Raw genomic sequence first — 20,035 nt, 5'->3', positions numbered from 1 at the left:
CCTGCCGCGGTCAGGGGGCTAGGGCGGTCAGGTCTTCCCGGTACGTCTCGACCGGTCCCAGGTCGGGCAGCACCCGGGTCACCGTGCCGGCGCGGTCGACCAGCAGGGCGGTCGCGGTGCCGGGACGGGCCGGTTGGCCCAGGAACGAGCGCAGCCCACCGGCGGGGTCGGCCAGCGCGCGGGCCTGCCGCTGGTTGGTCGGCCCGGCGGGGACCGTCCTTCCTCCGGTGACGGTGACCACGGAGACACCGGCTGGCGCAGCCGCCAGGGCGCCGGCGACGCGATCCGGGCAGGGGCAGCCGTCCAGCAGGATGATCATGGCGGGCAGCAGGCCGCGCAGTGGCACCGGCACCTGGCTCCCGTCGACCAGGTCCAGTGCGGGCAGCGCCCGCCCGGTGAGGGTGGCGGGTGGCGAGTAGGGAGCCGGGGTCGGACGGTCGGTGCCGCGGCTGGCTCGTGGCCAGGTGACCACGAGCAGACCGGTCAGCGTGGTGAGGACCGCCACCAGCAGAACCAACAAGGGCAGGCCCAGAGCCCGGTGGGTGCCGGGCAGGCCGGTGGCCCTGCGCAGCTCGCGGCGGATCTGGGCGGCCTCGGCGGCGAGCGCGGAGGCGTCGTCGGGGACAACCACGCGGCCCCACGCGGGCGGCAGGCCGGGCAGGCCGTCGGCTGGCCCGTGGCCCTCTGCATCCGGCTTGCCCATCGGACCCCCTGAAAGCGTCTCGAGAGCGGCTTGCGGCTCGGTCTCCAGGGTCGCGCACCAGGGGCACCTCCCGCTAGACCTGGGCGTAGTCCCGCCGGCCGGGCTACCATGGGAGGAGCGCATAGCCCTTGATCTCGACGTTCTGTTCACTCGCACCGGGCAGTCATCCGTGCGTTACGGAGCGTGTTCGAACCATTGGTTTGACCGCCTGTCAAGCTGAAGCAAGACCTCTCACAGGGCCCCTGAGCTGCGCCAACGGTCAGGACATCGGAGAGACATCGGTGCCTGACCGTGTTACCCTAGACACAGCGAAAGGGGTTTCGAACCTATGGTTTTCAGTGTCGGCGAGACCGTTGTTTACCCCCACCACGGGGCCGCACTCATCGAGGCAATCGAGACTCGGATCATCAAGGGCGAGCCTAAGAAATACCTCGTCCTGAGGGTCGCGCAGGGTGACCTGACGGTCCGGGTGCCCGCCGAGAATGCCGAGATCGTGGGTGTGCGCGAGGTGGTCGGCGAAGAGGGCCTCGGCCTGGTCTTCGACGTTCTCCGGGCTCCGCACACCGAGGAGCCGACCAACTGGTCGCGGCGTTACAAGGCCAACCTGGAAAAGCTGGCTTCCGGCAATCCGCTGAAGGTCGCCGAGGTCGTCCGCGACCTGTGGCGCCGGGAGCGGGAGCGGGGCCTCTCTGCGGGCGAGAAGCGGATGCTGGCCAAGGCCCGCGACATTCTCGTCGGCGAGGTCGCGCTGGCGGAGAAGAGCACCAAGGATGAGGCGGAGATGCTGCTCGACAAGGTCCTCACCGAGGCCTAGTCCGCACAGCATCGTCGTACCCACTAAGTAGCGAAGAAACCACCGAGGACCGCGACGTGACCGCGCAGCTCAATCCGCGCGGTGACGTCGCGGTCCTCGTGCCTGCGGCGGGTGCCGGCGTACGGCTCGGCCCCGGCCGACCGAAGGCGCTGCGCCTGCTCGCCGGCGAGCCGCTCCTGGTGCACGCCGTGCGTCGGCTGGCCGCCGCACCTTCGGTGCACACGATCGTGGTGGCCGCGCCGGTCGCCGAGGTGGAAGCTGTCCGCGAGCTGCTGGCCCTGGTTGCGCCGGTGATCGTGGTAGCAGGCGGTGCGGAACGGCAGGCGTCGGTGGCCGCAGCGTTGGCTGCGGTGCCCGCCGGTCCGACGATCGTCCTGGTGCATGACGCCGCCCGCGCGCTCACCCCGCCTGAGCTGGTCGAGTCCGTCGCGGCGGCGGTCCGTGACGGGTGTGACGCGGTGATCCCGGTCCTGCCGGTCGTCGACACGATCAAGGAGGTCGGTGCCGGCGAGGTGGTGCTCGGCACCGTCGACCGTTCCGCCCTGCGCGCGGTGCAGACCCCGCAGGGTTTCCGCCGGGCCGTCCTGAGCGCCGCGCACGCCGCCGCCGGTGACTCTCTCACCGACGACGCCGGGCTTGTCGAGAAGCAGGGCATCACAGTGAGCTGCGTGCCGGGCTCCGAGTACGCCCTGAAAATCACCCGACCGTTCGACCTGGCTCTGGCGGAGCATCTGCTTGCCGCCGCCGGTTGACGCGTACCCTTTGATCATGATCGTTCCCCGGGTGGCCATCGGCACCGACGTGCACGCGTTCGAGCCCGGCCGGCCCTGCTGGGTGGCCGGCCTGCTCTGGCCCGACCAGGACGGCCTCGCCGGGCACTCGGACGCCGATGTGGCCGCGCACGCCGCCTGCAACGCGCTGCTCTCCGCCGCCGGCCTCGGTGATCTCGGCTCCGCCTTCGGGGTGGGCGAGCCGGAGTGGGCCGGCGCGTCCGGGGTCGCCCTGCTGACCGAGACGGCCCGCCGGGTACGCGCCGCCGGCCTGGAGATCGGCAACGTGTCCGTGCAGGTCGTCGGCAACCGCCCCAAGATCGGCCGGCGCCGTGCGGAGGCACAGGAGGTGCTCTCCGCAGCCGTCGGCGCCCCGGTCACCCTCTCCGCCGCGACCACCGACGGGCTCGGTTTCACGGGGCGCGAGGAAGGGTTGGCCGGCGTCGCGGTGGCGCTGGTGTACGATGCGCCGGCCGCCTAAGCTCGCCGCGATGTCCAGCGACCCCGCCCCCGATCAGTCCGCCGCCGACGGCTACGTCCAGCGGGCCCAACTTCTCGCCGAACTCGGCCGTCACGACGAGGCGGCCGGTGAGCTGACCTACGGGCTGGCCCTACAGCCGGATGACGTGGACGCCCTCACCATGCTGGCCCGGGTGCACCTGGCCGCCGACCGTCCGGCCGAGGCGCTCACCGCCGCGGACACGGCCGTGGCGGCCGCACCGGAGGCACTCCCGCCGCTGGTCGCCAGGGGCATGGCGTTGGCCGACCTGGAGCGCTACTCCGAGTCGGCCGCCACCGCCGACCGGATCCTCGCCCTCGGCCCGGCCGACGCGTACGCCCAACGGAGCGCGGCGGCGATCCTGGCCGGGGCCCGCAACGGCCAGCCCGCAGTGAACGCGGCGTGGCGCGGCGTCGAACTGGCCCCGGAGGAGCCGCAGGCGCATTTGGTGCTCAGCCTGGTCGCCGCCCGGCTGGACCTGTTCGACCTGGCTGAGAGGGCCTACCGGGAGGCGTTGCGGCTCGACCCGCGCATCGCCGAGGCCGGCCACGACGTGGGTGTCATGCGACTGGAGCAGCGCCGCTGGTCGGAGGCGTTGGAACACGTCGCCGAGGCCGTGACGATCAGCCCGAGCCGAATCGACTCGCCGCGGACCCTCGCGTACGGACTGCACCGCCTGGTGCTCTACGGCGCGGGTTGGTCGCTGCTGGCGGCGGTGCTGGTCGCGTTCGCGGCGTCGATGAGCGACGGGTTCTCCCGAATCCTGGCGGTTCTCGCCGCGCTCACCGGCGGGATCGTCGTCTGGCAGCTCGCGGCCCGGCTGCCGGGACTGACCCGGAGCGTCCTGCCCGCCATGCTGCACTCGGACCGGGCGATGGCCCTGGCGATCTACGCCGTGGCCGCCGCGCCGGTGCTGCTGCTGGCGTACGCGGTGGTCGGCTCGCCGTGGCCACTGGTGCTGGCCGTCGCCGTCACGGCGATCGCCGAGTTCGCCGTCTTCACCCGCACCGCAATCCGCTCCTGAACGCGGCCCCCGCCTGCGCGATCTTGCACTTTCTGCCCCGACCTAAGGGGCATGCCACGCAAAACGGCGACCGAACCTGCAAGATCGCCGGACCTACCGGGGACGCGGGACCTAGACGCGGCGTGCCCAGGTCCAGGCGTAGCCCTCGTCTTCGCAACTGCTGGCGGCGTCGCAGAGATCCAGGGGGCGGAAGGTGTCGACCATGACGGCCAACTCGTCGAAGTAGTCCGCGCCGATGGATCGCTCGGCGGCACCCGGCTGGGGTCCGTGGGTGAAACCGGACGGGTGCAGGGAGATCGAGCCCTGCTCGATGCCGGAGCCGCGCCGGGCCTCGTAGTTGCCCCCGGTGTAGAAGAGCATCTCGTCGGAGTCGACGTTGTGGTGGTTGTACGGCACCGGGATCGCATCCGGGTGGTAGTCGACCTTGCGGGGCACGAACGAGCAGATGACGAAGTTGGGGCCCTGGAAGGTCTGGTGCACCGGCGGGGGCTGGTGGATGCGGCCGGTGATCGGCTCGAAGTCGTGGATGGAGAACGCCCACGGGTAGAGGTGCCCGTCCCAGCCGACCACGTCGAACGGGTGGTTGGCGTAGACGTAACGGGTCCAGCCGCGCCGGTGGCGCACCAGCACCTCGACCTCCTCGCCGTCGACGAGCAGCGGGGCGTCGGGGCCGCGGACGTCGCGCTCGCAGTACGGCGAGTGCTCCAGGAACTGGCCGCGTACGGACAGGTAGCGCCTGGGTGGGCCGATGTGCCCGGCCGCCTCGACGGTGAGCAGCCGGACGGGCTGGTCACCGGTGGGCACGAGCCGGTGGATGGTCGAGGTGGGGATGATGACGTAGTCGCCGGCGACCGCGTCGAGCACCCCGAACGGGGACTCGACCCGCAGGGTGCCCGACTCGACGTAGAGGCAGTGGTCGCCGGTGGCGTCGCGGAACAGCGGTGAGGGCCGGTCGGCGAGCACGTACCCGATCCGTACGTCGTCGTTGGCGAGCAGGTACTGCCGGCCGAGGATCGGGTCGGCGCCGCCGGTGTCGAGCTTGTGGGTGCGCAGGTGGCGGGGCTTGAGCGGCAGGTTCGGTGCCCGGGTGAACGCGGGCGGGGTGAACTCGTCGGCGGCCAGGATCGCGGTGGGCGCGTGCCGGTGGTAGAGCAGCGACGAGTCGGAGGAGAAGCCCTCCTGGCCCATCAGCTCCTCGGCGTAGAGGCTGCCGTCGGGCTGACGGAACTGGGTGTGGCGCTTGCGCGGCACCTCGCCGACGCTGCGGTAATACGGCATCTCGCCTCCCGATATGTCCCGTCCACCGGCCAGGGGCGTCCGATAATCGGACGCTGTTGTCCGTTCCTCGTAGCGTCCCGTACATTCTTGTTCCGTGTCAACGCAGGTGCCAGCACTCCTCGACGGCCTGGTGGACGACGCCGCCGTCTTCCCCCCGGGCAGCGCCGCGCTGCCCGACGCGCTGGCGGCCCACCGTCAGCACCGCGCCGCCTGGTACGCCGACCTGGTCGGCCCGCTGCTGATCCCCGCCTCGGACGTGGCGGCCGGTGAGCTGAGCGGTCTCGTCGACCCCGGCGAGGGCCTGGTGGTCGGCGTGATCGGTGACACCGGGATCGGGAGCCTGCCGTTCGCGCTCTCGTTCCTGGCACCGGACGGCGTCACCGCCCGCCAGGTCGAGGTGGCGGTCGCCAAGCGAGGCGAGGACCCCCTTCCCGGCATCGCCGAGCTGCTGCGGGTGACCGATGAGCTGCCGGGCGTCGAGGCCGTCTACGCCGAGCTGCCGCTGACCTTCGGGCTGATGGGTGCGCTGGACGCGCTCGCCGCCGCCCGCACTGACGGTGTGCCGATCGCGGCCAAGTTCCGCACCGGTGGGCTGGCCGCCGAGCTCTTCCCCACGCCAGCCGAGCTGGCCGCGGTGATCTGCGCGTGCCGCGACCGGGGCCTGCCGTTCAAGCTCACCGCCGGGCTGCACCAGGCGGTCCGGCACCTGGACCCGGAGACCGGGTTCACCCACCACGGCTACGCCAACGTGCTGGCCGCGACGCTGGCGGCCGCCGCCGGCGAGGGCGTCGGCACGGTCGCCGAGCTGCTGACCGTGCTCGACCCGCGCCCGCTGCTGGAGCGCGCCAACGGACGGCGGGACGCGCCGCGCCCACTCTGGGTCGGCTTCGGCTCGTGCAGCATTCTGGAACCACTGACCGATCTGATCCGGCTGGGGCTGGTGAACGGGGGCTACGACGCATGACCTGGGTGACCGGCGTTGACGGTTCGCCGTACGGGGTGACGAACCTGCCGTACGGGGTGTTCCGGTCCGACGGGGGTCCGTCGCGGATCGGCGTACGGATCGGGTCATGGGTGTTCGACCTGGCTGCGGCGGAGGCCGCCGAGCTGGTGCTGGCCGCCGGTGCGCTGTGCCGGCCGACCCTCAACGACTTCATGGCGCTGGGTCGTCCGCAGTGGATGGCGGTGCGGCAGCGGATCACCGAGCTGCTGACCGACCCGGCGCACCGGGCCGCGGTGGAGCCGCTGCTGGTGCCCCTCGACGACGTGGAGCTGCTGCTCCCGATCGAGGTGGCCGACTACGTCGACTTCTACTCCTCGGAGCACCACGCGTCGAACGTCGGGCAGATCTTCCGCCCCGGCCAGCCACCGCTGCTGCCCAACTGGAAGCACCTGCCGATCGGCTACCACGGGCGGGCCGGCACGGTGGTCGTCTCCGGCACGCCGGTGATCCGGCCGACCGGGCAGCGTGCCTCCGCCGAGGGCCCGGTCACGGGCCCATCGGTACGCCTCGACATCGAGGCCGAGGTCGGCTTCGTGGTGGGCGTACCCAGTTCACTGGGCGATCGGGTGTCCGTCGACGACTTCGCCGACCACGTGTTCGGCGTGGTGCTGGTCAACGACTGGTCGGCCCGGGACATCCAGGCCTGGGAGTACCAACCACTCGGCCCGTTCCTCGGAAAGTCCTTCGCCACCTCGGTTTCGGCCTGGGTGACGCCGCTGGACGCGCTCGGCGCTGCCTTCGTGCCGGCCCCCGACCAGGACCCGCCGGTGGTCGACTACCTGCGGGACGTGCCGCACCTGGGCCTGGACCTCCGACTGGCGGTCGAGTGGAACGGCGAGCGGGTCAGCGAGCCTCCGTTCGCCACCATGTACTGGACGCCGGCACAGCAGTTGGCGCACCTCACCGTCAACGGCGCGTCACTGCGCACCGGCGACCTGTACGCCTCCGGCACCGTCTCCGGCCCGGACCGATCGCAGGTCGGCTCGTTCCTGGAGCTGACCTGGGGCGGGGCCGAGCCGGTCAAGGTGGGTGACGAGAACCGCACCTTCCTCGCCGACGGCGACACGGTGACGATCACCGCCACCGCTCCTGGCCCGGACGGCACCACCATCGCCCTCGGCGAGGTCACCGGCACGGTTCGCCCGGCCCGCTGAGCGGGCACGTTCCATCCGTCTCGTCCATGGGACCCGTGATCGCACCGGCTGTGCGATCGCCGGCCCTGGTTGACCCGTTGATCGTCCGGATTCCGTTGCCTCGCCGCGCGATCCGGCACCGGGCCATGCCCGGCTGCCAGCGGTGGGGTATCTCATCGCACACGGAGGTAACGACGATGCACGATCTTACGGGCGCGGTATGGCGTACCAGTAGCCGCTCGAACGACCAGGGGCTCTGCGTGGAAGTGGCGGACAACCTGGTCGATGTCCAGGGTCTGGTCGCGATCCGCGACTCCAAGGACCAGGCCGGCCCCACGCTCGCGGTCAGCCCGCCGGGGTGGACAGCGTTCATCGGCGCGATTCGGGCCGGTCGCTTCGAACACTGACCGGTGCCTCGGCACCGGTCGACGACCGGTGCCGAGCCATCGCCTGATCGGACAGCGTGGCCTTCGGCTGGAGGAAATTCCGTCCCGGGGGCCACGCCCGGCCCTCACTCCGCGTACCGTCGGGCACACGGGAGGGTGTCATGTCGACGGTGGCGGTTACCGGGTTCATCGAGGCGCACGCTGTCGATGTCTGGCGTCTGCTGACCGACCTGCCCGGCCGCGCGGCCCGGCTGACCGGAGCCGGCCCGATCGAAGTGCTCACCCCAGGTCCGTTCGGGCCGGGCACGGCCTGGCGTGAGGAGCGCGCCCAGCCGGGCGGCGGCACGCTGACCGAGGAGTTCCTGGTGGTGGAGGCGCTCGCCCCGCAGCGGCTGGTGCTCTGTTCCTCCGGTGCCGGCGTGGATTACCGGATCACCTGGAGCCTGCGGCCGGTCCGGCGTCGCCGTCGAGGTTGCACGGCGATCACCGTCACCCAGGAGGCGGTGCCGACCGCCCCGTACGGTCGGGTGGTGGCGCTACTCCTCGGCGGGCTCGCCGCGCGGGCGGTCGAGGTGGCGCTCCGGCGTGATCTCGCCGACCTGGCCATCGCCGCCGGTGCCATCGGCTCCGTCGAAGCCGCCTGAGCCCCTGCCGGTCACTGCGCCCTCCGCGGCGCGCGACCTGAGCGGGGTGTGGCCGGTTCCGCTGGGTAGGGTGCCGGGCGGAGGTGCGGCATGGGGTTCCCGAGGGGCCGGCGACGGCTCGTGATGGCGGTCGCGGCAGTGCTCGCGATCGCGGCCGTCGCGGTCATCGTCCACCGGGTGCTCGCGCCGGCAGAGGTGAGCACGGTGGCGCGGGCCGACTACCCGGCCCCGGCCCGACCGGCTGCCGGAGTGGTCGGTCGGCTGCCGGTCGCCCCGCTGATCGCGGACGCCAGGCTGCGGGTGTACGCCGCACACCGCCAGGTCTACGCCGACCGCCCGGTCGACGGGCGGCACCGGACCACCCCGTACTGGTCGTACCGGCGCTGGCCTGCGGAACTGACCGGGGTCGTGGCCAGCGGCAGCACGGTGGTCAGCCGGTGGTCCGATGGCCAACTCGTCGCACTCGCCGCGCCGACCGGCCGGGTGCTCTGGAGAACCGACGGCCCGGAACCCGCCGCGAGTGGGGCGGTGCAGCGGCGTACCCGTGCGACCACCGTCTGGGACCCGCGCGGGCTCCAGCTCACCGACCTCCCGGACGGCCGAACGGTGCTGGTCGTCACCGGGGACGCCCAGGCGCGTGGGGTCGAGTTGAGTGGCGGTCGGGAGCTGTGGCGGGTCGACCTGCCCGGCAGTTGCCGCAGCGACGTCGGTACCACCGCCTCCGGGCAGCTGATTGGTCTGGACACCTGCACCGCGCCGGCCACGGTCGAGTTCCGGGACGCGGCGACTGGTGCGGTGCGCGAGCGCTGGCGACCGCCGGATGCTCCGGACGAGTTGGTGGTGACTCCGCTCGGCTGTCGTACCGGCCGGTCGGACTGTCTGGCCCTGCGGACCGCCGGTCCGGGCGACGCGGGTGGCCGGGGTTGGTTGCTGAGTGCCGGCGAGCCGGTTGCCGCCCCCGCGCTCGATCCGGCCGGCGCCACGCTGGTCGGCGAGCAGGCGGTCGTCGTGTTCGACGGGGTGGCGGTGGGTCGGTCGGCGCGTACGGGCACCGAGCTGTGGCGGTCCGCGGATCTGGGCGCGGCACGGGTGTTGGCCGCACAGCCTGGCCGGGTGCACCTGCTGACCGAGGAGAACGATCTGGTGACGCTGGACCCGGCGACCGGGGCGCAGCTGTCCCGCTTCTCGCTCAACGTCGGGTCGGATGGGACGGGCTGGGCACCTGGTGCGGTGGCAGCTGAGGACGGCTACCTCGCGGTCGAACGTCTCCGCAAGCCGGTCGACCCGAACGGGGACGACCAGCGCTACTACCTGACCTCCGAGGCGGTGATCCTGGCCGCCACCTGATCGTGGCGTGTTCGGCACGTGGTAACTCGACCCGTCCATACCCTTTGTCCAGAAAGGGTATGTTTCTCACGGTTCAGGTTTCCAGTGGAAGGGGTCGGCGCATGGGTAGGACAGCAGCCAACCACCTCGTGGGCGGCGCGCTTGCCGCGACCGCGAGCCTCGCGCTGTTTGTCTCGCCGGTGCTGACCGCCGACTCCGCATCGGCGCGCGGGCTCAGCGTCGTCTGGGCCGAGCCGTCGACGGACGACGGCGTCACCTTCGAGATCGTGCCGGCGTCGACGCCCACACCGACGCCACCCACGCCGACACCACCCGAGCCCACGCCCAGCCACGGTGGTCAGTTGCCGGTCACCGGTTCGGGCGGGTCGGCGCTGCTGCTCGCCGGGCTGGGCGGGGCCCTGCTCTTCGTTGGTTGGCTCGCCGCCCGCCGCCGCCGGCCGGTCTGACGTACGCCCCGACGTACGCCCGCCCCGACGTACGCCCGCCAGCGGGGCGTCAGCGTCCGGCCGGGATCCGTTCCCGCGGCCTGCCGGTGGGAGGCCGACCGGTCTGACGGGATCGGCGGGCCAGCACCGCGAGGCCGGTGACCAGCAGCAGGCCCGTGACGACCGCCCCCAGGACCCAGCCGGAGGTGATCCGGGAGACGACGCTGCCCCGCTTTCCGACCTGACCCGCGTCGGGGAACTGGATCTGCGCGGTGATGCTCCGCTTCACCAACCCACTCTCCAGGTTCACCTCGACCTTCCACGGCCCGTTCGGCAACTCGACGGGGAGCCGGGCGACGACCTGCCCGGAGTCACCCGGCGGTAGCGTGACGCCCTGCCCGACCGGGAACGGGCCGGCTCGGCTGCCGGCCGGTCCGTCGGTGAGGGTGACCGCGCCGGAGAGGTCGATGGCACGGCCCCCGGTGTTGCTGACCTGGATGGTCAGCGATGGCTCGCCCTCAGGGCTGCGAGCCGGGCGTAACTCACCGATCGAGAAGTCGGAAGCTGGTTCGCCGCCGGGCCCGACGTCGAGGTACGTCCGGACTCCGACCCGGTGGACCTGGGTGACCTGCCCGCCGGCCCGGTCCGCCGAGGTGGCGGATGCCCAGAGCACCCCGTACCGCTCGCCGCGTGAGGCGGCCGGCGGCACCGCGATGGTCGCTCGGACCCGGGCCTCGCCCCACGGCTCCACCTTCACAGTGGTGTGGTCGAGGGTGATCCAGGACGTCAGCTCGTTGGCCGCGCGGCCCTCGCCGAACCGGAACTCCGAATCGTCCAGGGTCGCCGCCGCCGGGTACACGTCGATGCGGCGGGTCTCGGCGGTGCGATTGGCGATCAGCAGTTGTCGCTTGATGGTGGTGCCCGGCGGTAGGTGGTCGACGATGTAGCGCAGCGCCCGGGGGTCAGTGCGGCGGTCGGTCGGGGCTTCCAGCAACCGGATCCCGATGCTGCCCTCGTCCGACCCCGCATCCGGTTCGACCGCGCCGGCCCGGGTCGAGAGACCCGGACCGGCGAGGCAGAACAGGGCGAGCGCGACCGCGATGGTCGACCGCCCCCGGGGGCTACGCCACCGAATGCGTCACCGTGCCGGTGTAGATGCCCGCGATGCTGTCCAGCGGGACGTTGACCACCAGGGTGGGGTTCCAGGCGGCGGTGTTGCCGCCGGTGCCGCCACTGTGGGTGAACGCGGTGAGCGGGGTGACGCTGGACAGCGGCGCCGCGTCGCCGGCGGCGACCTGCCCCGGCGTGAAGGTGCCGTCGCCGGTGGTCGCCGTCGCCGGGCCGGACCAGTAGTCGATCTCCTCCGGGAGGACCGTCTCGGGCGGTGAGCTACCGCCGGTCTGGAAGACCGTCGCCGTCACCGTGGCCGCCCAGGAGGCGTTGTCGGACGCCCGGGAGTCGGTGACGGTCACCGTGCCGAGTTGGCCGGTGATGGTCCCACCGGGAGCGCCGTCGCCCAGGTCGGCGTTGGTTGGCGCGACGATGTCAAGGGTGCCGGCGAGCACCTCGAAGGTGGTGGCCGTGGTGTCGGTGGGGTCGGCGGCGGCCGGCGCCGCGAGGAAACCCACCATCGCGGCGGCGGCCGCTCCGGCGAGACAGATCTTGGCAGTACGCACTGTTCGTTACCCCGTTTTCTCGAAGGCGAGCCGGCGTGCGTCCACGGCACGTCCGGCTACTTCGGAAAGTAGGGCACAAAGTACGCAGGATCGGACAAAGGGCCATCGGTGTCGGATTGCAGACAAAATGGCGCTTACGTCCGTCAGGCCAGCGCCGCCTCCGCTGCTGCCAGGAAGGCATCGTTCTCGGCGGACGTGCCGATGGTGACCCGGACCCCGTCCCCGGCGAACGGCCGCACGATCACCCCGCGCGCCTCGCACGCCTTGCCGAACGCCACGGCTCGGTCGGCCAGCGGCAGCCAGACGAAGTTGGCCTGGCTGGTCGGCAGATCCGGCACGAACTTGCGCAGCGCCTCGGTGACCCGGTCCCGCTCGGCGACGACCAGCGCGCAGCGGCGTTCCATCTCGGCCGCCTGGGTCAGTGCGGCGAGCGCCCCGGCCTGGGCTGCCGTGCTGGTGGAGAACGGGGTCGCCACCTTGCGGATGGCGGCAGCCACCACCGGCTGGGCAACCAGCCAGCCGATCCGCAGCCCGGCCAGACCCCACGCCTTGGACAGGGTGCGCAGCACGGCCACATTGGGCCGGTCCAGGTAGTCGAGCCCGTCCGGCACCTCCGGGTCGTTGACGAACTCCCGGTACGCCTCGTCGATCACCACCAGTACGTCGTCCGGTACCGCGTCGAGGAACCGGTCCAGCTCGGCCCGGCGCAGCGCCGTGCCGGTGGGGTTGTTCGGGTTGCAGACCAGGATCACCCGGGTCCGGTCGGTCACGGCGGCGGCCATCGCCGCCAGGTCGTGCCCGTGCCCGGCGTCGTTGGGGACCCGCACGCTCGTCGCGCCGCTGGTCGCCGCAATGATCGGGTACGCCTCGAACGACCGCCACGAGTAGAGCACCTCGTCACCGGGCAGGCAGGTGGCCCGGACCAGGTGCTCGGCGAGCGCCACCGACCCGCAGCCGGTGGCGATCCGATCGGCGTCCACCCCGTACCGCTCGGCGAGCGCGTCGCGCAGCGCGACAACGCCCATGTCCGGGTAGCGGTGCGAGGCCATGATCGCCTCGGTGACCGCCTCCACCACGCCCGGCAGCGGCCCGTACGGAACCTCGTTGCTGGCCAGCTTGATGGCCTCCGGCAGGCCCAGCTCCCGAGCCAGGTCGGCGGGGCTGCGCCCCGGCACGTAGTTGGGCAGCGCGTCCAGGTCGGCGCGGGTCAGCCGCAGCGCCGGCTGGTGACGTCCGGAGTCGGTCATGGGGTGTCTCCCGAGGGCTGGTTGCGGTCGTTCGAGGGGGCGGGGTCGGTGGTGTTGGGGACCTCGACCACGACCGTCTGCGCGCGCTTGTCGTGCAGCCCGCGGCGCAGCGGGTGGTCGAACAGGGGGGAGAGCGCGACGACCAGTTGCCACACCAGACCGATCCCGCCGCAGTACCAGAGCAGAGTCGGCAGGCCCAGGCTGCTCCACCGACTCAGCGCCCGGCCGAAGCCCAGCGGCTGGTCAGCGGCGATCGGGACCGCCCGGATCCGCATCAACCGCTTGCCGATGGTCTGCCCACCAGCGGCCATGACGGGCACCTCGTACGCCAGCCAGAGCGCGGTGGCGATGAGCAGGATCACCACCAGGAGAGACCCAGCCTGCTCGCCGGGCATCGGCAGGCCCTCGGTGGAGCTGTCGCCCCGCACCGCACGCCGGAAGAGCTCCTCCCAGTACGGCGCCCACTCCTGGATCAACCGCCAGACGAACCAGCCGTTGACCACCACGTTCAGCGCGAGGATGAGGCCGAAGTCGATCAGCCGGGCGACGAACCGGCGGCCGTAGCCGGCCAGTGCGAGGCCATGCGGTCGCGGCTCGGGCGGTCGCACGGCCCAGCCGGGGTGACCGGCCGGAGGCGCCCAGCCGGGTTGTCCACCCGGTGGGGCCCAGCCGGGAGGACCACCCTGCGGCCCCCAACCGGGAGGGCCGGCTTGTGGTCCCCAGCCCGGGCCGTGTCCCGGTGGTGGGCCGTACTCCGGTGGTGGGCCCTGGTGTGGCGGCCAGCCGGGTGCTGCGGTCGTGGGGCCGGCGGACGCCGGGTCGGGAGTGGCGGACACCGCGGGCGCGGCCGGGGTGACCGGCGCGGGCGGCGGCTCGACCGGCGGTGGGCCGTCCGGCGGGGTGGCGTCGACGGGAATGGGCGCACCGAGCCAACCTTCGCCGTCCCAGTATCGCCGGGTCTCAGTGTCGGCGGGGTCGACGTACCAGCCCGGTTGCACACTCACGCCGTCGCTCCGCTTCGCTGCGCGACGGCGCAAGGCGCCACGCTACTCAGCCTGCTGGTTCGCTTGCTCGGCTCGCTCACAACGCAACCTTAACGACGACCGTTTCAGCGAACTTGTCGTGGAGGCACTGCTGCCACGGCTTGTCCCAGAGCTGCCAGAACCCGTCCAGGTAGCTGCACCCGGGGACCAGCGAGCCGGCCAGGTACTGCACCAGCCACCGGCGGCCAGCCATCCGCCGGTCCAGCGTGCGGGTCGGGTCGATCGGCACCACGCGCAGCTTCATGACCTTCTTGCCGAGCGTCTGACCGCCGCGCTTCAGGTACTCCACGTGGTAGATCCAGTAGAGCCCGAGCATCAGGACGAGGAGCCCGAGCTGGAGTAGCAGGATCGGCAGGAAGAAGCCGACGAAGAAGGTGCCCGGGTCGGGCTCCACGAGAGTCCCGTCCGGGTTGGTCTGGGTGATCTCGGTCAACATCCGCCACCAGAGGATGAGAAAGACCGGCATGGCCAGCGCCAGTGAGACGGCACTGGCCAGCGCCGTGTCGATCAACCAGGCCAGCAGTCGGTCACTGAAGCTGGCCAGCGGCTGTCCGCTCGGGCTCAGCGTCGGGGGCAGCGGGCCGGGTGGTCCGGCGTGCCACTGCGGCGGGGCGTACCCGGGTGGGGCGTACTGCGGCGGCGCGGCGTACCCCTGGGGGTGTGGTCCGGGCGGCGGCACGAAGCCGCCGGCGGCGGGCTGAGGCCCACCGACCGGCGGCGTCGGGTACGACGGAGGCTGCGTCACGCTCGCAAGTGTTACAGGTTGCCGCGGGCTTCCTGCTCCCTCTCGATCGCCTGGAAGAGCGCCTTGAAGTTGCCCTTGCCGAAGCCGAGCGAACCGTGCCGCTCGATCAGCTCGAAGAAGACCGTCGGGCGGTCCTGCACCGGCTTGGTGAAGATCTGGAGCAGGTAGCCGTCCTCGTCCCGGTCGACCAGGATCTTGCGGGCCTTCAGCTCCTCGATCGGCACCCGCACGTTGCCGATCCGGGCGCGCAGCTCCGGGTCCTCGTAGTAGGAGTCCGGGGTGTCCAGGAACTCCACCCCGGCGGCGCGCATCGCGTCGACGCTGGCCACGATGTCGTTGGTGGCGACGGCGATGTGCTGGGCGCCCGGGCCCTGGTAGAACTCCAGGTACTCGTCGATCTGGGACTTCTTACGCGCGATGGCCGGCTCGTTGAGCGGGAACTTCACCTTGCGGGTGCCGTTGGCCACGACCTTGCTCATCAGCGCCGAGTAGTCGGTGGCGATGTCGTCGCCGACGAACTCCGCCATGTTGGAGAAGCCCATGACCCGCTTGTAGAACTCGACCCACTCGTCCATCCGGCCCAGCTCCACGTTGCCGACCACGTGGTCGACGGCCTGGAAGAAACGCTTCGGCTGGATGCCGGCGGCGATCATCGGCTGCCGGTCCACGATCGGGCCGCGGGCCACGAAGCCGGGCAGGAACGGGCCGGTGTAGCGGGACCGGTCGACCAGCGTGTGGCGGGTGTCGCCGTACGCGGCGATGGCGGCCATCCGAACCGTGCCGTGCTCGTCGGTCACCTCGTGCGGCTCGACGACGCTGGTGGCGCCCTGCGCGATGGCGTGCGCATACGCGGCGTCCACGTCCGGCACCTCCAGCGCGATGTCGCTGATCCCGTCGCTGTGGCGGGCCACGTGCTCGGCGCCGTCGGCGTCCGGGCGCACCGCGCCGGTCAGCACGAACCGGGCCGAGCCGCTGGTCAGCACGTACTGGGCGTGGTCGCGGTAGCCCTGCTCGGGGCCGCGGTACGCCACGCAGGTCATGCCGAACGCGGTGGAGTAGTAGTGGGCGGCCTGCTTGGCGTTGCCGACCAGGAAGTGCACGTGGTCGAGGCCCCGGACCGGGAACGGGTCGCGGCTGATGTCGTGGTCGACAGCGCCGACGAGCCGGTCGACGTCGATGTCCTCGGTCGACTGGGGTCGGTCGATCGCCTGGGTCATGGTGGGCTCCCTCGCGTACCGGCCGGCCTTGTGGCCGCCGTGGTCGGTTCTTGTGGCGAGGATCGCTGCCCCGGCACCGGGTGGGCAACTGTTGCCAGAAATGCTGGTCAGGTTGCGCATTCGGTATGGTCATGACCCATGAATGGTGAGCAGTCTGTACAGTTGGACACACTCGATGTGCGCTTGATCGAACTGCTCACCGAGGAGCCACGGATCGGGGTGCTGGAGTGCTCCCGTCGGCTCGGGGTGGCTCGGGGCACCGTCCAGGCCCGGCTGGACAAGCTGGTCGAACGGGGCGTCATCGAAGGCTTCGGCCCCGAGATCTCACCAGCCGCGATCGGGTTCGGGGTGACCAGCTTCGTCACCCTGGAAATCAGTCAGCGGCACGGCCACGACCCGGTCACCACCCACCTCGCCGCGATCCCCGAGGTGCTGGAGGCGCACACCATCACCGGCTCCAGCGACCTGCTCTGCCGGATCGTGGCCCGCTCCAACACCGACCTGCAGCGGGTCATCGACTCGATCGTCTCGTCCGCTGGGATAACCCGGGCTTCGACGATCATCGCGTTGGCTGAGCAGATCCCCTACCGCACGCTTCCGTTGGTGCGCAGCGCTGTACGGGCCGAGGGAAGGGCGCTCTAACACCTCTGGGCGCAGAAAGCGCGGCGACACGGCGGCGCGGGCGTACTGAAGATCCGTGATCGTGGCTACGGTGTGCGGTGTGGCGAAGGGGAGCGTGCGCGGCGGGCTGCTGCTCGGCCTCGCCGTGGTCGTCGCGCTCGCCGCGACCGGCGTGTGGAACCCTTTCCCGGGCCTGTGGGACTGGGTGGACCGCAGCGAACCCATCTCTGAGCCCGATGTGGTCTGGCAGCAACGGGTCGGCGGCACCCCGCAGAGCGTGACCATCGCCGGCGAGGCCGTCGTGGTCGAGCAGCGCACCCGGGTCGAGGCCCGCAGCCTGGCCACCGGCACCCAGCTCTGGGAGCGCAAGGCGGACTGGTCGGCGGTCGCAGGCGGCGACCGGGACCCGGTCGTCGCCGTGGGCAAGCTCCTGGTCAAGGGGTACGAGCTGCTCGACCCGGTCACCGGGGCGACCCGGCGACGCGACGACGACGCGGTGGCCGTGTGGACGTACCGCAACCTGCTCCTCGACGCCCGCTGCACAGATGCCACCGACTGCACCCTGAGCGCCTGGGACCCTCGCGGCACCGCACCGCTGTGGACGGCCTTCCTGCCCGGGGTGCACAGCGGCCTGCTCGCCGACAACCCGGGCCTGCGCGGCACCCGCCGGCTCACCTCCACCCGGATCGACGACGGGGTGGCCGGGGCGGAGCCCGCGCCACCGCTGCTCGGGTTCCCGGTCGACGGCCGGGTGCACGTGGTCGACACCGCCACCGGTCGGGTCCTGCAGAACGTCGAGCCCGGCCGGGAGGAGCGGCTCTCCGTGGTGGGCGGCCGGATGCTGCGGATTTCCGCCCGCTCCCAGGACGGCACCTGTTACTTCGCCATTTCCGCCCGGGACCCGGCGACCGGACAGGAGGCCTGGCAGCGGGCCGGGATCAACCTGCGCACCGCCGACAACGCCGGCTGTGTGCAGCGCGAAGACCCGCAGGGTGCGCGGAACGTGCTGATCGGCGTCGGCCCGGACGGCCGCGAGGCGGTCATCGACGGGTACGACGGACGGCTGCTCTGGGTCGGCGAATCGGGCACCAAGTTGATCGCGGTCGACGACCGCCTGGCGGTGTTCCGGGCTGCCGACAAGCGCTCGGTCATCGCCCGCGAGTTGGGCACCGACCGGGTGCTGTGGACGCGGCCCGCCAGCGGTAAGGCCGGTGCTGCCCTCACCCCGTACGCGGCGGTGGTCGCCGACGAGAAGCCGTCCCGGTTGGCCGCGCTGGACCCGCGCAGCGGCCGGGAGTTGGCCGTCCTGCGCACCTCGGCGAACGCCCTCGCGGTCGGGTCACAGGGCATGATCATTGGCGAGGGGCGGGAGATCGGGTATGTCCGCTTTGGTGCAACCGGGGGTTCGCCAGCCCGAACGCCAGGCGACGGCGGGAATCCCAGGCCGGGCGGCACCGACCCTGGCACCGACCCCGGCGGGCAGAACAACGGCGACTGCGGGCCGAAGGGGGAGCTCTGCCCCGACCCGGACGGCGGGAAGGACGGCTGAGCGGCCGGCTCGCCTGCTGATCGACCGGGCGGCGGAGCGCGGCGGGTCCGGCGGATGAGAGCGGCGTCCCAGGACCAGCCCGGCGGGTGGGAGTGATCGACCGGTCTGCCCTAGGCTTGCCGCTCATGAGCAGTGCCGCTGCATTCTCGTACGCCCCCCTGCTGCCGACCGGCCCCGACCAGACGGACTATCGCCTGGTCACGGACGAGGGCGTCGACGTCGTACACGGCCCGGGAGGCCGCCGGTTCCTCACCGTGGAGCCGGCCGCGCTCACCGCGCTGACCGCCGAGGCGATGCACGACATCGCGCACTTCCTGCGCCCGGCGCACCTGGCCCAGCTCCGGGCGATCATCGACGACCCGGCCGCTTCGCCGAACGACCGGTTCGTCGCACTCGACCTGCTGCGCAACGCGAACATCGCCGCCGGCGGGGTGCTGCCGATGTGCCAGGACACCGGCACCGCGATCGTGATGGGCAAGCGCGGCCGGCACGTGCTGACCGACGGCGCCGATGCCGAGGCGATCTCCCGGGGTGTCTACCAGGCGTACACCAAGCTCAACCTGCGCTACTCCCAGCTCGCCCCGCTGACCATGTGGGACGAGCGGAACACCGGCAGCAACCTGCCGGCCCAGGTGGAGCTGTACGCCGAGGACCCGGACGGACATCCCGACGCGTACAAGTTCCTGTTCATGGCCAAGGGTGGCGGCTCGGCCAACAAGTCGTACCTCTATCAGGAGACCAAGGCGCTGCTCAACCCGACGCGGATGATGCAGTTCCTGGAGGAGAAGCTGCGGCTCATCGGCACCGCCGCCTGCCCGCCGTACCACCTGGCCATCGTCATCGGCGGCACCTCCGGCGAGTACGCCCTGAAGACCGCGAAGTACGCCAGCGCCAAGTATCTTGACGCGCTGCCGACCTCGGGCTCGATGAGCGCGCACGGTTTCCGTGACCTGGAGCTGGAGGCGGAGGTGCTGGAGCTGACCCGCAACTTCGGCATCGGGGCGCAGTTCGGTGGCCGGTACTTCTGCCACGACGTTCGGGTGGTCCGGTTGCCGCGGCACGGCGCGTCCTGCCCGGTGGCGATCGCCGTCTCCTGCTCGGCGGACCGGCAGGCGGTCGCCAAGATCACCCCGTCGGGTGTGTGGTTGGAGCGCCTGGAGACCGACCCGGCACGCTTCCTGCCCGACGTCACCGACGATGCGCTCGACGCCGAGTTGGTCGTCCGAGTCGACCTGAACCGGCCGATGGACGAGATCCGCGCCGAGCTGTCGAAATACCCGGTGAAGACCCGGCTGTCGCTGTCCGGCCCGCTGGTGGTGGCACGGGACATCGCGCACGCCAAGATCGCCGAGCGGTTGGACGCCGGTGAGCCGATGCCGCAGTACCTGCGTGACCACGCGGTCTACTACGCCGGCCCAGCGAAGACCCCCGAGGGGTACGCTTCCGGCTCCTTCGGCCCGACCACCGCCGGTCGGATGGACGCCTACGTGGAGAAGTTCCAGGCTGCCGGAGGCTCACAGGTGATGCTGGCCAAGGGCAACCGCTCCGGTCAGGTCACCCGCTCCTGCCAGCAGCACGGCGGCTTCTACCTCGGCTCGATCGGCGGCCCTGCGGCCCGGCTCGCGCAGGACTGCATCAAGCACGTCGAGGTCCTCGAATACGCGGAGCTGGGCATGGAGGCGGTCTGGAAGATCGAGGTGGAGGACTTCCCCGCCTTCATCGTTGTCGACGACAAGGGCAACGACTTCTTCGCCGAGGTCACCAAGCCGGTGCTCACCGTCGGCCGCCGCTGACCCAGCACGTACGCGAAGGGGGCGCCCGGCGAACTCGCCCGGCGCCCCTTCTGTCGTCCGTGCTCCACCGACATCGGTGCGCCCGCCCCGCTGGGGTGGGACGGGCGCACCGCCCCCG

The 20,035-nt window shown here is 71.9% G+C and carries 21 protein-coding genes; 13 read left to right on the top strand and 8 right to left on the bottom strand.

Annotated elements, in window-relative coordinates; all coding sequences use genetic code 11:
- Positions 1-10: 10 nt before the first annotated feature.
- The gene (locus PCA76_RS30770; protein WP_272613947.1) at positions 11-703 is read right to left on the bottom strand and encodes a hypothetical protein; all 693 of its coding nucleotides are present in this window, start codon (positions 701-703) and stop codon (positions 11-13) included.
- Positions 704-1,031: 328 nt separating this feature from the next.
- Between PCA76_RS30770 and PCA76_RS30765 the strand changes: the two genes are divergently transcribed.
- The 4 genes from PCA76_RS30765 to PCA76_RS30750 are packed head-to-tail and all read left to right on the top strand — an operon-like array spanning position 1,032 to position 3,810.
- Positions 1,032-1,517, top strand: a complete 486-nt coding sequence (locus PCA76_RS30765; RefSeq protein WP_272613946.1) for a CarD family transcriptional regulator — start codon at positions 1,032-1,034, stop codon at positions 1,515-1,517.
- A gap of 56 nt (positions 1,518-1,573) precedes the next feature.
- Positions 1,574-2,269: a 2-C-methyl-D-erythritol 4-phosphate cytidylyltransferase gene (gene ispD / locus PCA76_RS30760; protein ID WP_272613944.1), complete on the top strand. Its 696-nt coding sequence runs from the start codon at positions 1,574-1,576 to the stop codon at positions 2,267-2,269.
- 13 nt (positions 2,270-2,282) lie between these two features.
- Positions 2,283-2,768 carry a 2-C-methyl-D-erythritol 2,4-cyclodiphosphate synthase gene (gene ispF / locus PCA76_RS30755; protein WP_272619749.1) on the top strand — a complete coding sequence of 162 codons (486 nt, stop codon included), beginning with the start codon at positions 2,283-2,285 and terminating at the stop codon, positions 2,766-2,768.
- A 10-nt stretch (positions 2,769-2,778) separates the two neighbouring features.
- Positions 2,779-3,810 (top strand): tetratricopeptide repeat protein, encoded by a 1,032-nt coding sequence (locus PCA76_RS30750; protein WP_272613943.1) that lies wholly within the window; start codon positions 2,779-2,781, stop codon positions 3,808-3,810.
- 111 nt (positions 3,811-3,921) lie between these two features.
- On the opposite strand, the gene PCA76_RS30745 is transcribed toward PCA76_RS30750, so the two are convergent.
- Positions 3,922-5,088, bottom strand: a complete 1,167-nt coding sequence (locus tag PCA76_RS30745; protein WP_272613942.1) for a homogentisate 1,2-dioxygenase — start codon at positions 5,086-5,088, stop codon at positions 3,922-3,924.
- Between the two features lie 94 nt (positions 5,089-5,182).
- Between PCA76_RS30745 and PCA76_RS30740 the strand changes: the two genes are divergently transcribed.
- The 6 genes from PCA76_RS30740 (at position 5,183) to PCA76_RS30715 (ending at position 10,047) form a co-directional block, all read left to right on the top strand.
- Positions 5,183-6,052, top strand: a complete 870-nt coding sequence (locus PCA76_RS30740) for a hypothetical protein (RefSeq protein WP_272613941.1) — start codon at positions 5,183-5,185, stop codon at positions 6,050-6,052.
- On the top strand, positions 6,049-7,245 hold the full coding sequence (fahA, locus tag PCA76_RS30735) for a fumarylacetoacetase (protein ID WP_272613940.1): 1,197 nt from the start codon (positions 6,049-6,051) through the stop codon (positions 7,243-7,245). The genes PCA76_RS30740 and fahA overlap by 4 nt, the downstream gene beginning before the upstream one ends.
- 176 nt (positions 7,246-7,421) lie before the next feature.
- Positions 7,422-7,631, top strand: coding sequence for a DUF397 domain-containing protein (locus PCA76_RS30730; protein ID WP_272613939.1), 210 nt, complete (start codon positions 7,422-7,424; stop codon positions 7,629-7,631).
- A gap of 140 nt (positions 7,632-7,771) precedes the next feature.
- Entirely contained in the window at positions 7,772-8,254 is a 483-nt protein-coding gene (locus PCA76_RS30725; RefSeq protein WP_272613937.1) for an SRPBCC family protein, read from the top strand.
- Between the two features lie 90 nt (positions 8,255-8,344).
- Positions 8,345-9,601 carry an outer membrane protein assembly factor BamB family protein gene (locus tag PCA76_RS30720; protein WP_272613935.1) on the top strand — a complete coding sequence of 419 codons (1,257 nt, stop codon included), beginning with the start codon at positions 8,345-8,347 and terminating at the stop codon, positions 9,599-9,601.
- 101 nt (positions 9,602-9,702) lie between these two features.
- Positions 9,703-10,047 (top strand): LPXTG cell wall anchor domain-containing protein, encoded by a 345-nt coding sequence (locus PCA76_RS30715; RefSeq protein ID WP_272613934.1) that lies wholly within the window; start codon positions 9,703-9,705, stop codon positions 10,045-10,047.
- A gap of 49 nt (positions 10,048-10,096) precedes the next feature.
- Here the strand turns inward: PCA76_RS30715 and PCA76_RS30710 are convergent, their stop codons facing one another.
- The 6 genes from PCA76_RS30710 to hppD form a co-directional block, all read right to left on the bottom strand.
- The gene (locus tag PCA76_RS30710) at positions 10,097-11,020 is read right to left on the bottom strand and encodes a hypothetical protein (RefSeq protein ID WP_272613933.1); all 924 of its coding nucleotides are present in this window, start codon (positions 11,018-11,020) and stop codon (positions 10,097-10,099) included.
- Positions 11,021-11,147: 127 nt separating this feature from the next.
- Positions 11,148-11,702: a hypothetical protein gene (locus tag PCA76_RS30705; RefSeq protein ID WP_272613931.1), complete on the bottom strand. Its 555-nt coding sequence runs from the start codon at positions 11,700-11,702 to the stop codon at positions 11,148-11,150.
- Between the two features lie 143 nt (positions 11,703-11,845).
- Positions 11,846-12,949, bottom strand: a complete 1,104-nt coding sequence (hisC, locus tag PCA76_RS30700) for a histidinol-phosphate transaminase (RefSeq protein ID WP_272613930.1) — start codon at positions 12,947-12,949, stop codon at positions 11,846-11,848.
- Positions 12,946-13,953, bottom strand: a complete 1,008-nt coding sequence (locus PCA76_RS30695) for an RDD family protein (protein ID WP_272613929.1) — start codon at positions 13,951-13,953, stop codon at positions 12,946-12,948. Before PCA76_RS30695 ends, hisC begins: the two co-directional genes overlap by 4 nt.
- 76 nt (positions 13,954-14,029) lie before the next feature.
- Positions 14,030-14,737, bottom strand: coding sequence for an RDD family protein (locus PCA76_RS30690; RefSeq protein ID WP_272613928.1), 708 nt, complete (start codon positions 14,735-14,737; stop codon positions 14,030-14,032).
- A gap of 11 nt (positions 14,738-14,748) precedes the next feature.
- Entirely contained in the window at positions 14,749-15,954 is a 1,206-nt protein-coding gene (gene hppD / locus PCA76_RS30685; RefSeq protein WP_272613927.1) for a 4-hydroxyphenylpyruvate dioxygenase, read from the bottom strand.
- 138 nt (positions 15,955-16,092) lie between these two features.
- On the opposite strand from hppD, the gene PCA76_RS30680 reads away from it, so the two are divergent.
- The 3 genes from PCA76_RS30680 to PCA76_RS30670 all read left to right on the top strand — a co-directional run bounded on the left by PCA76_RS30680 (position 16,093) and on the right by PCA76_RS30670 (position 19,917).
- The gene (locus PCA76_RS30680; RefSeq protein ID WP_272613926.1) at positions 16,093-16,596 is read left to right on the top strand and encodes an Lrp/AsnC family transcriptional regulator; all 504 of its coding nucleotides are present in this window, start codon (positions 16,093-16,095) and stop codon (positions 16,594-16,596) included.
- A gap of 106 nt (positions 16,597-16,702) precedes the next feature.
- A complete protein-coding gene (locus PCA76_RS30675; RefSeq protein WP_272619747.1) occupies positions 16,703-18,124 on the top strand; it encodes an outer membrane protein assembly factor BamB family protein in 1,422 nt (473 codons plus the stop codon).
- 125 nt (positions 18,125-18,249) lie between these two features.
- On the top strand, positions 18,250-19,917 hold the full coding sequence (locus PCA76_RS30670) for a fumarate hydratase (protein ID WP_272613925.1): 1,668 nt from the start codon (positions 18,250-18,252) through the stop codon (positions 19,915-19,917).
- The last annotated feature ends 118 nt before the right edge of the window (positions 19,918-20,035 follow it).

It is taken from the genome of Micromonospora sp. LH3U1 (assembly GCF_028475105.1).
Taxonomy (GTDB): Bacteria; Actinomycetota; Actinomycetes; order Mycobacteriales; family Micromonosporaceae; genus Micromonospora.
Note: the sequence above shows the minus strand (reverse complement) of the source record. Positions and strands in the feature narration are given on the sequence as shown.

Coding starts and splice junctions, on each gene's coding strand:
- PCA76_RS30770 (WP_272613947.1), bottom strand. CDS start 703: ATGGGCAAGCCGGATGCAGAGGGCCACGGGCCAGCCGACGGCCTGCCC.
- fahA (WP_272613940.1), top strand. CDS start 6,049: ATGACCTGGGTGACCGGCGTTGACGGTTCGCCGTACGGGGTGACGAAC.
- PCA76_RS30720 (WP_272613935.1), top strand. CDS start 8,345: ATGGGGTTCCCGAGGGGCCGGCGACGGCTCGTGATGGCGGTCGCGGCA.
- PCA76_RS30725 (WP_272613937.1), top strand. CDS start 7,772: ATGTCGACGGTGGCGGTTACCGGGTTCATCGAGGCGCACGCTGTCGAT.
- PCA76_RS30670 (WP_272613925.1), top strand. CDS start 18,250: ATGAGCAGTGCCGCTGCATTCTCGTACGCCCCCCTGCTGCCGACCGGC.
- hisC (WP_272613930.1), bottom strand. CDS start 12,949: ATGACCGACTCCGGACGTCACCAGCCGGCGCTGCGGCTGACCCGCGCC.
- PCA76_RS30750 (WP_272613943.1), top strand. CDS start 2,779: ATGTCCAGCGACCCCGCCCCCGATCAGTCCGCCGCCGACGGCTACGTC.
- PCA76_RS30765 (WP_272613946.1), top strand. CDS start 1,032: ATGGTTTTCAGTGTCGGCGAGACCGTTGTTTACCCCCACCACGGGGCC.
- hppD (WP_272613927.1), bottom strand. CDS start 15,954: ATGACCCAGGCGATCGACCGACCCCAGTCGACCGAGGACATCGACGTC.
- PCA76_RS30680 (WP_272613926.1), top strand. CDS start 16,093: ATGAATGGTGAGCAGTCTGTACAGTTGGACACACTCGATGTGCGCTTG.
- PCA76_RS30730 (WP_272613939.1), top strand. CDS start 7,422: ATGCACGATCTTACGGGCGCGGTATGGCGTACCAGTAGCCGCTCGAAC.
- PCA76_RS30715 (WP_272613934.1), top strand. CDS start 9,703: ATGGGTAGGACAGCAGCCAACCACCTCGTGGGCGGCGCGCTTGCCGCG.
- PCA76_RS30745 (WP_272613942.1), bottom strand. CDS start 5,088: ATGCCGTATTACCGCAGCGTCGGCGAGGTGCCGCGCAAGCGCCACACC.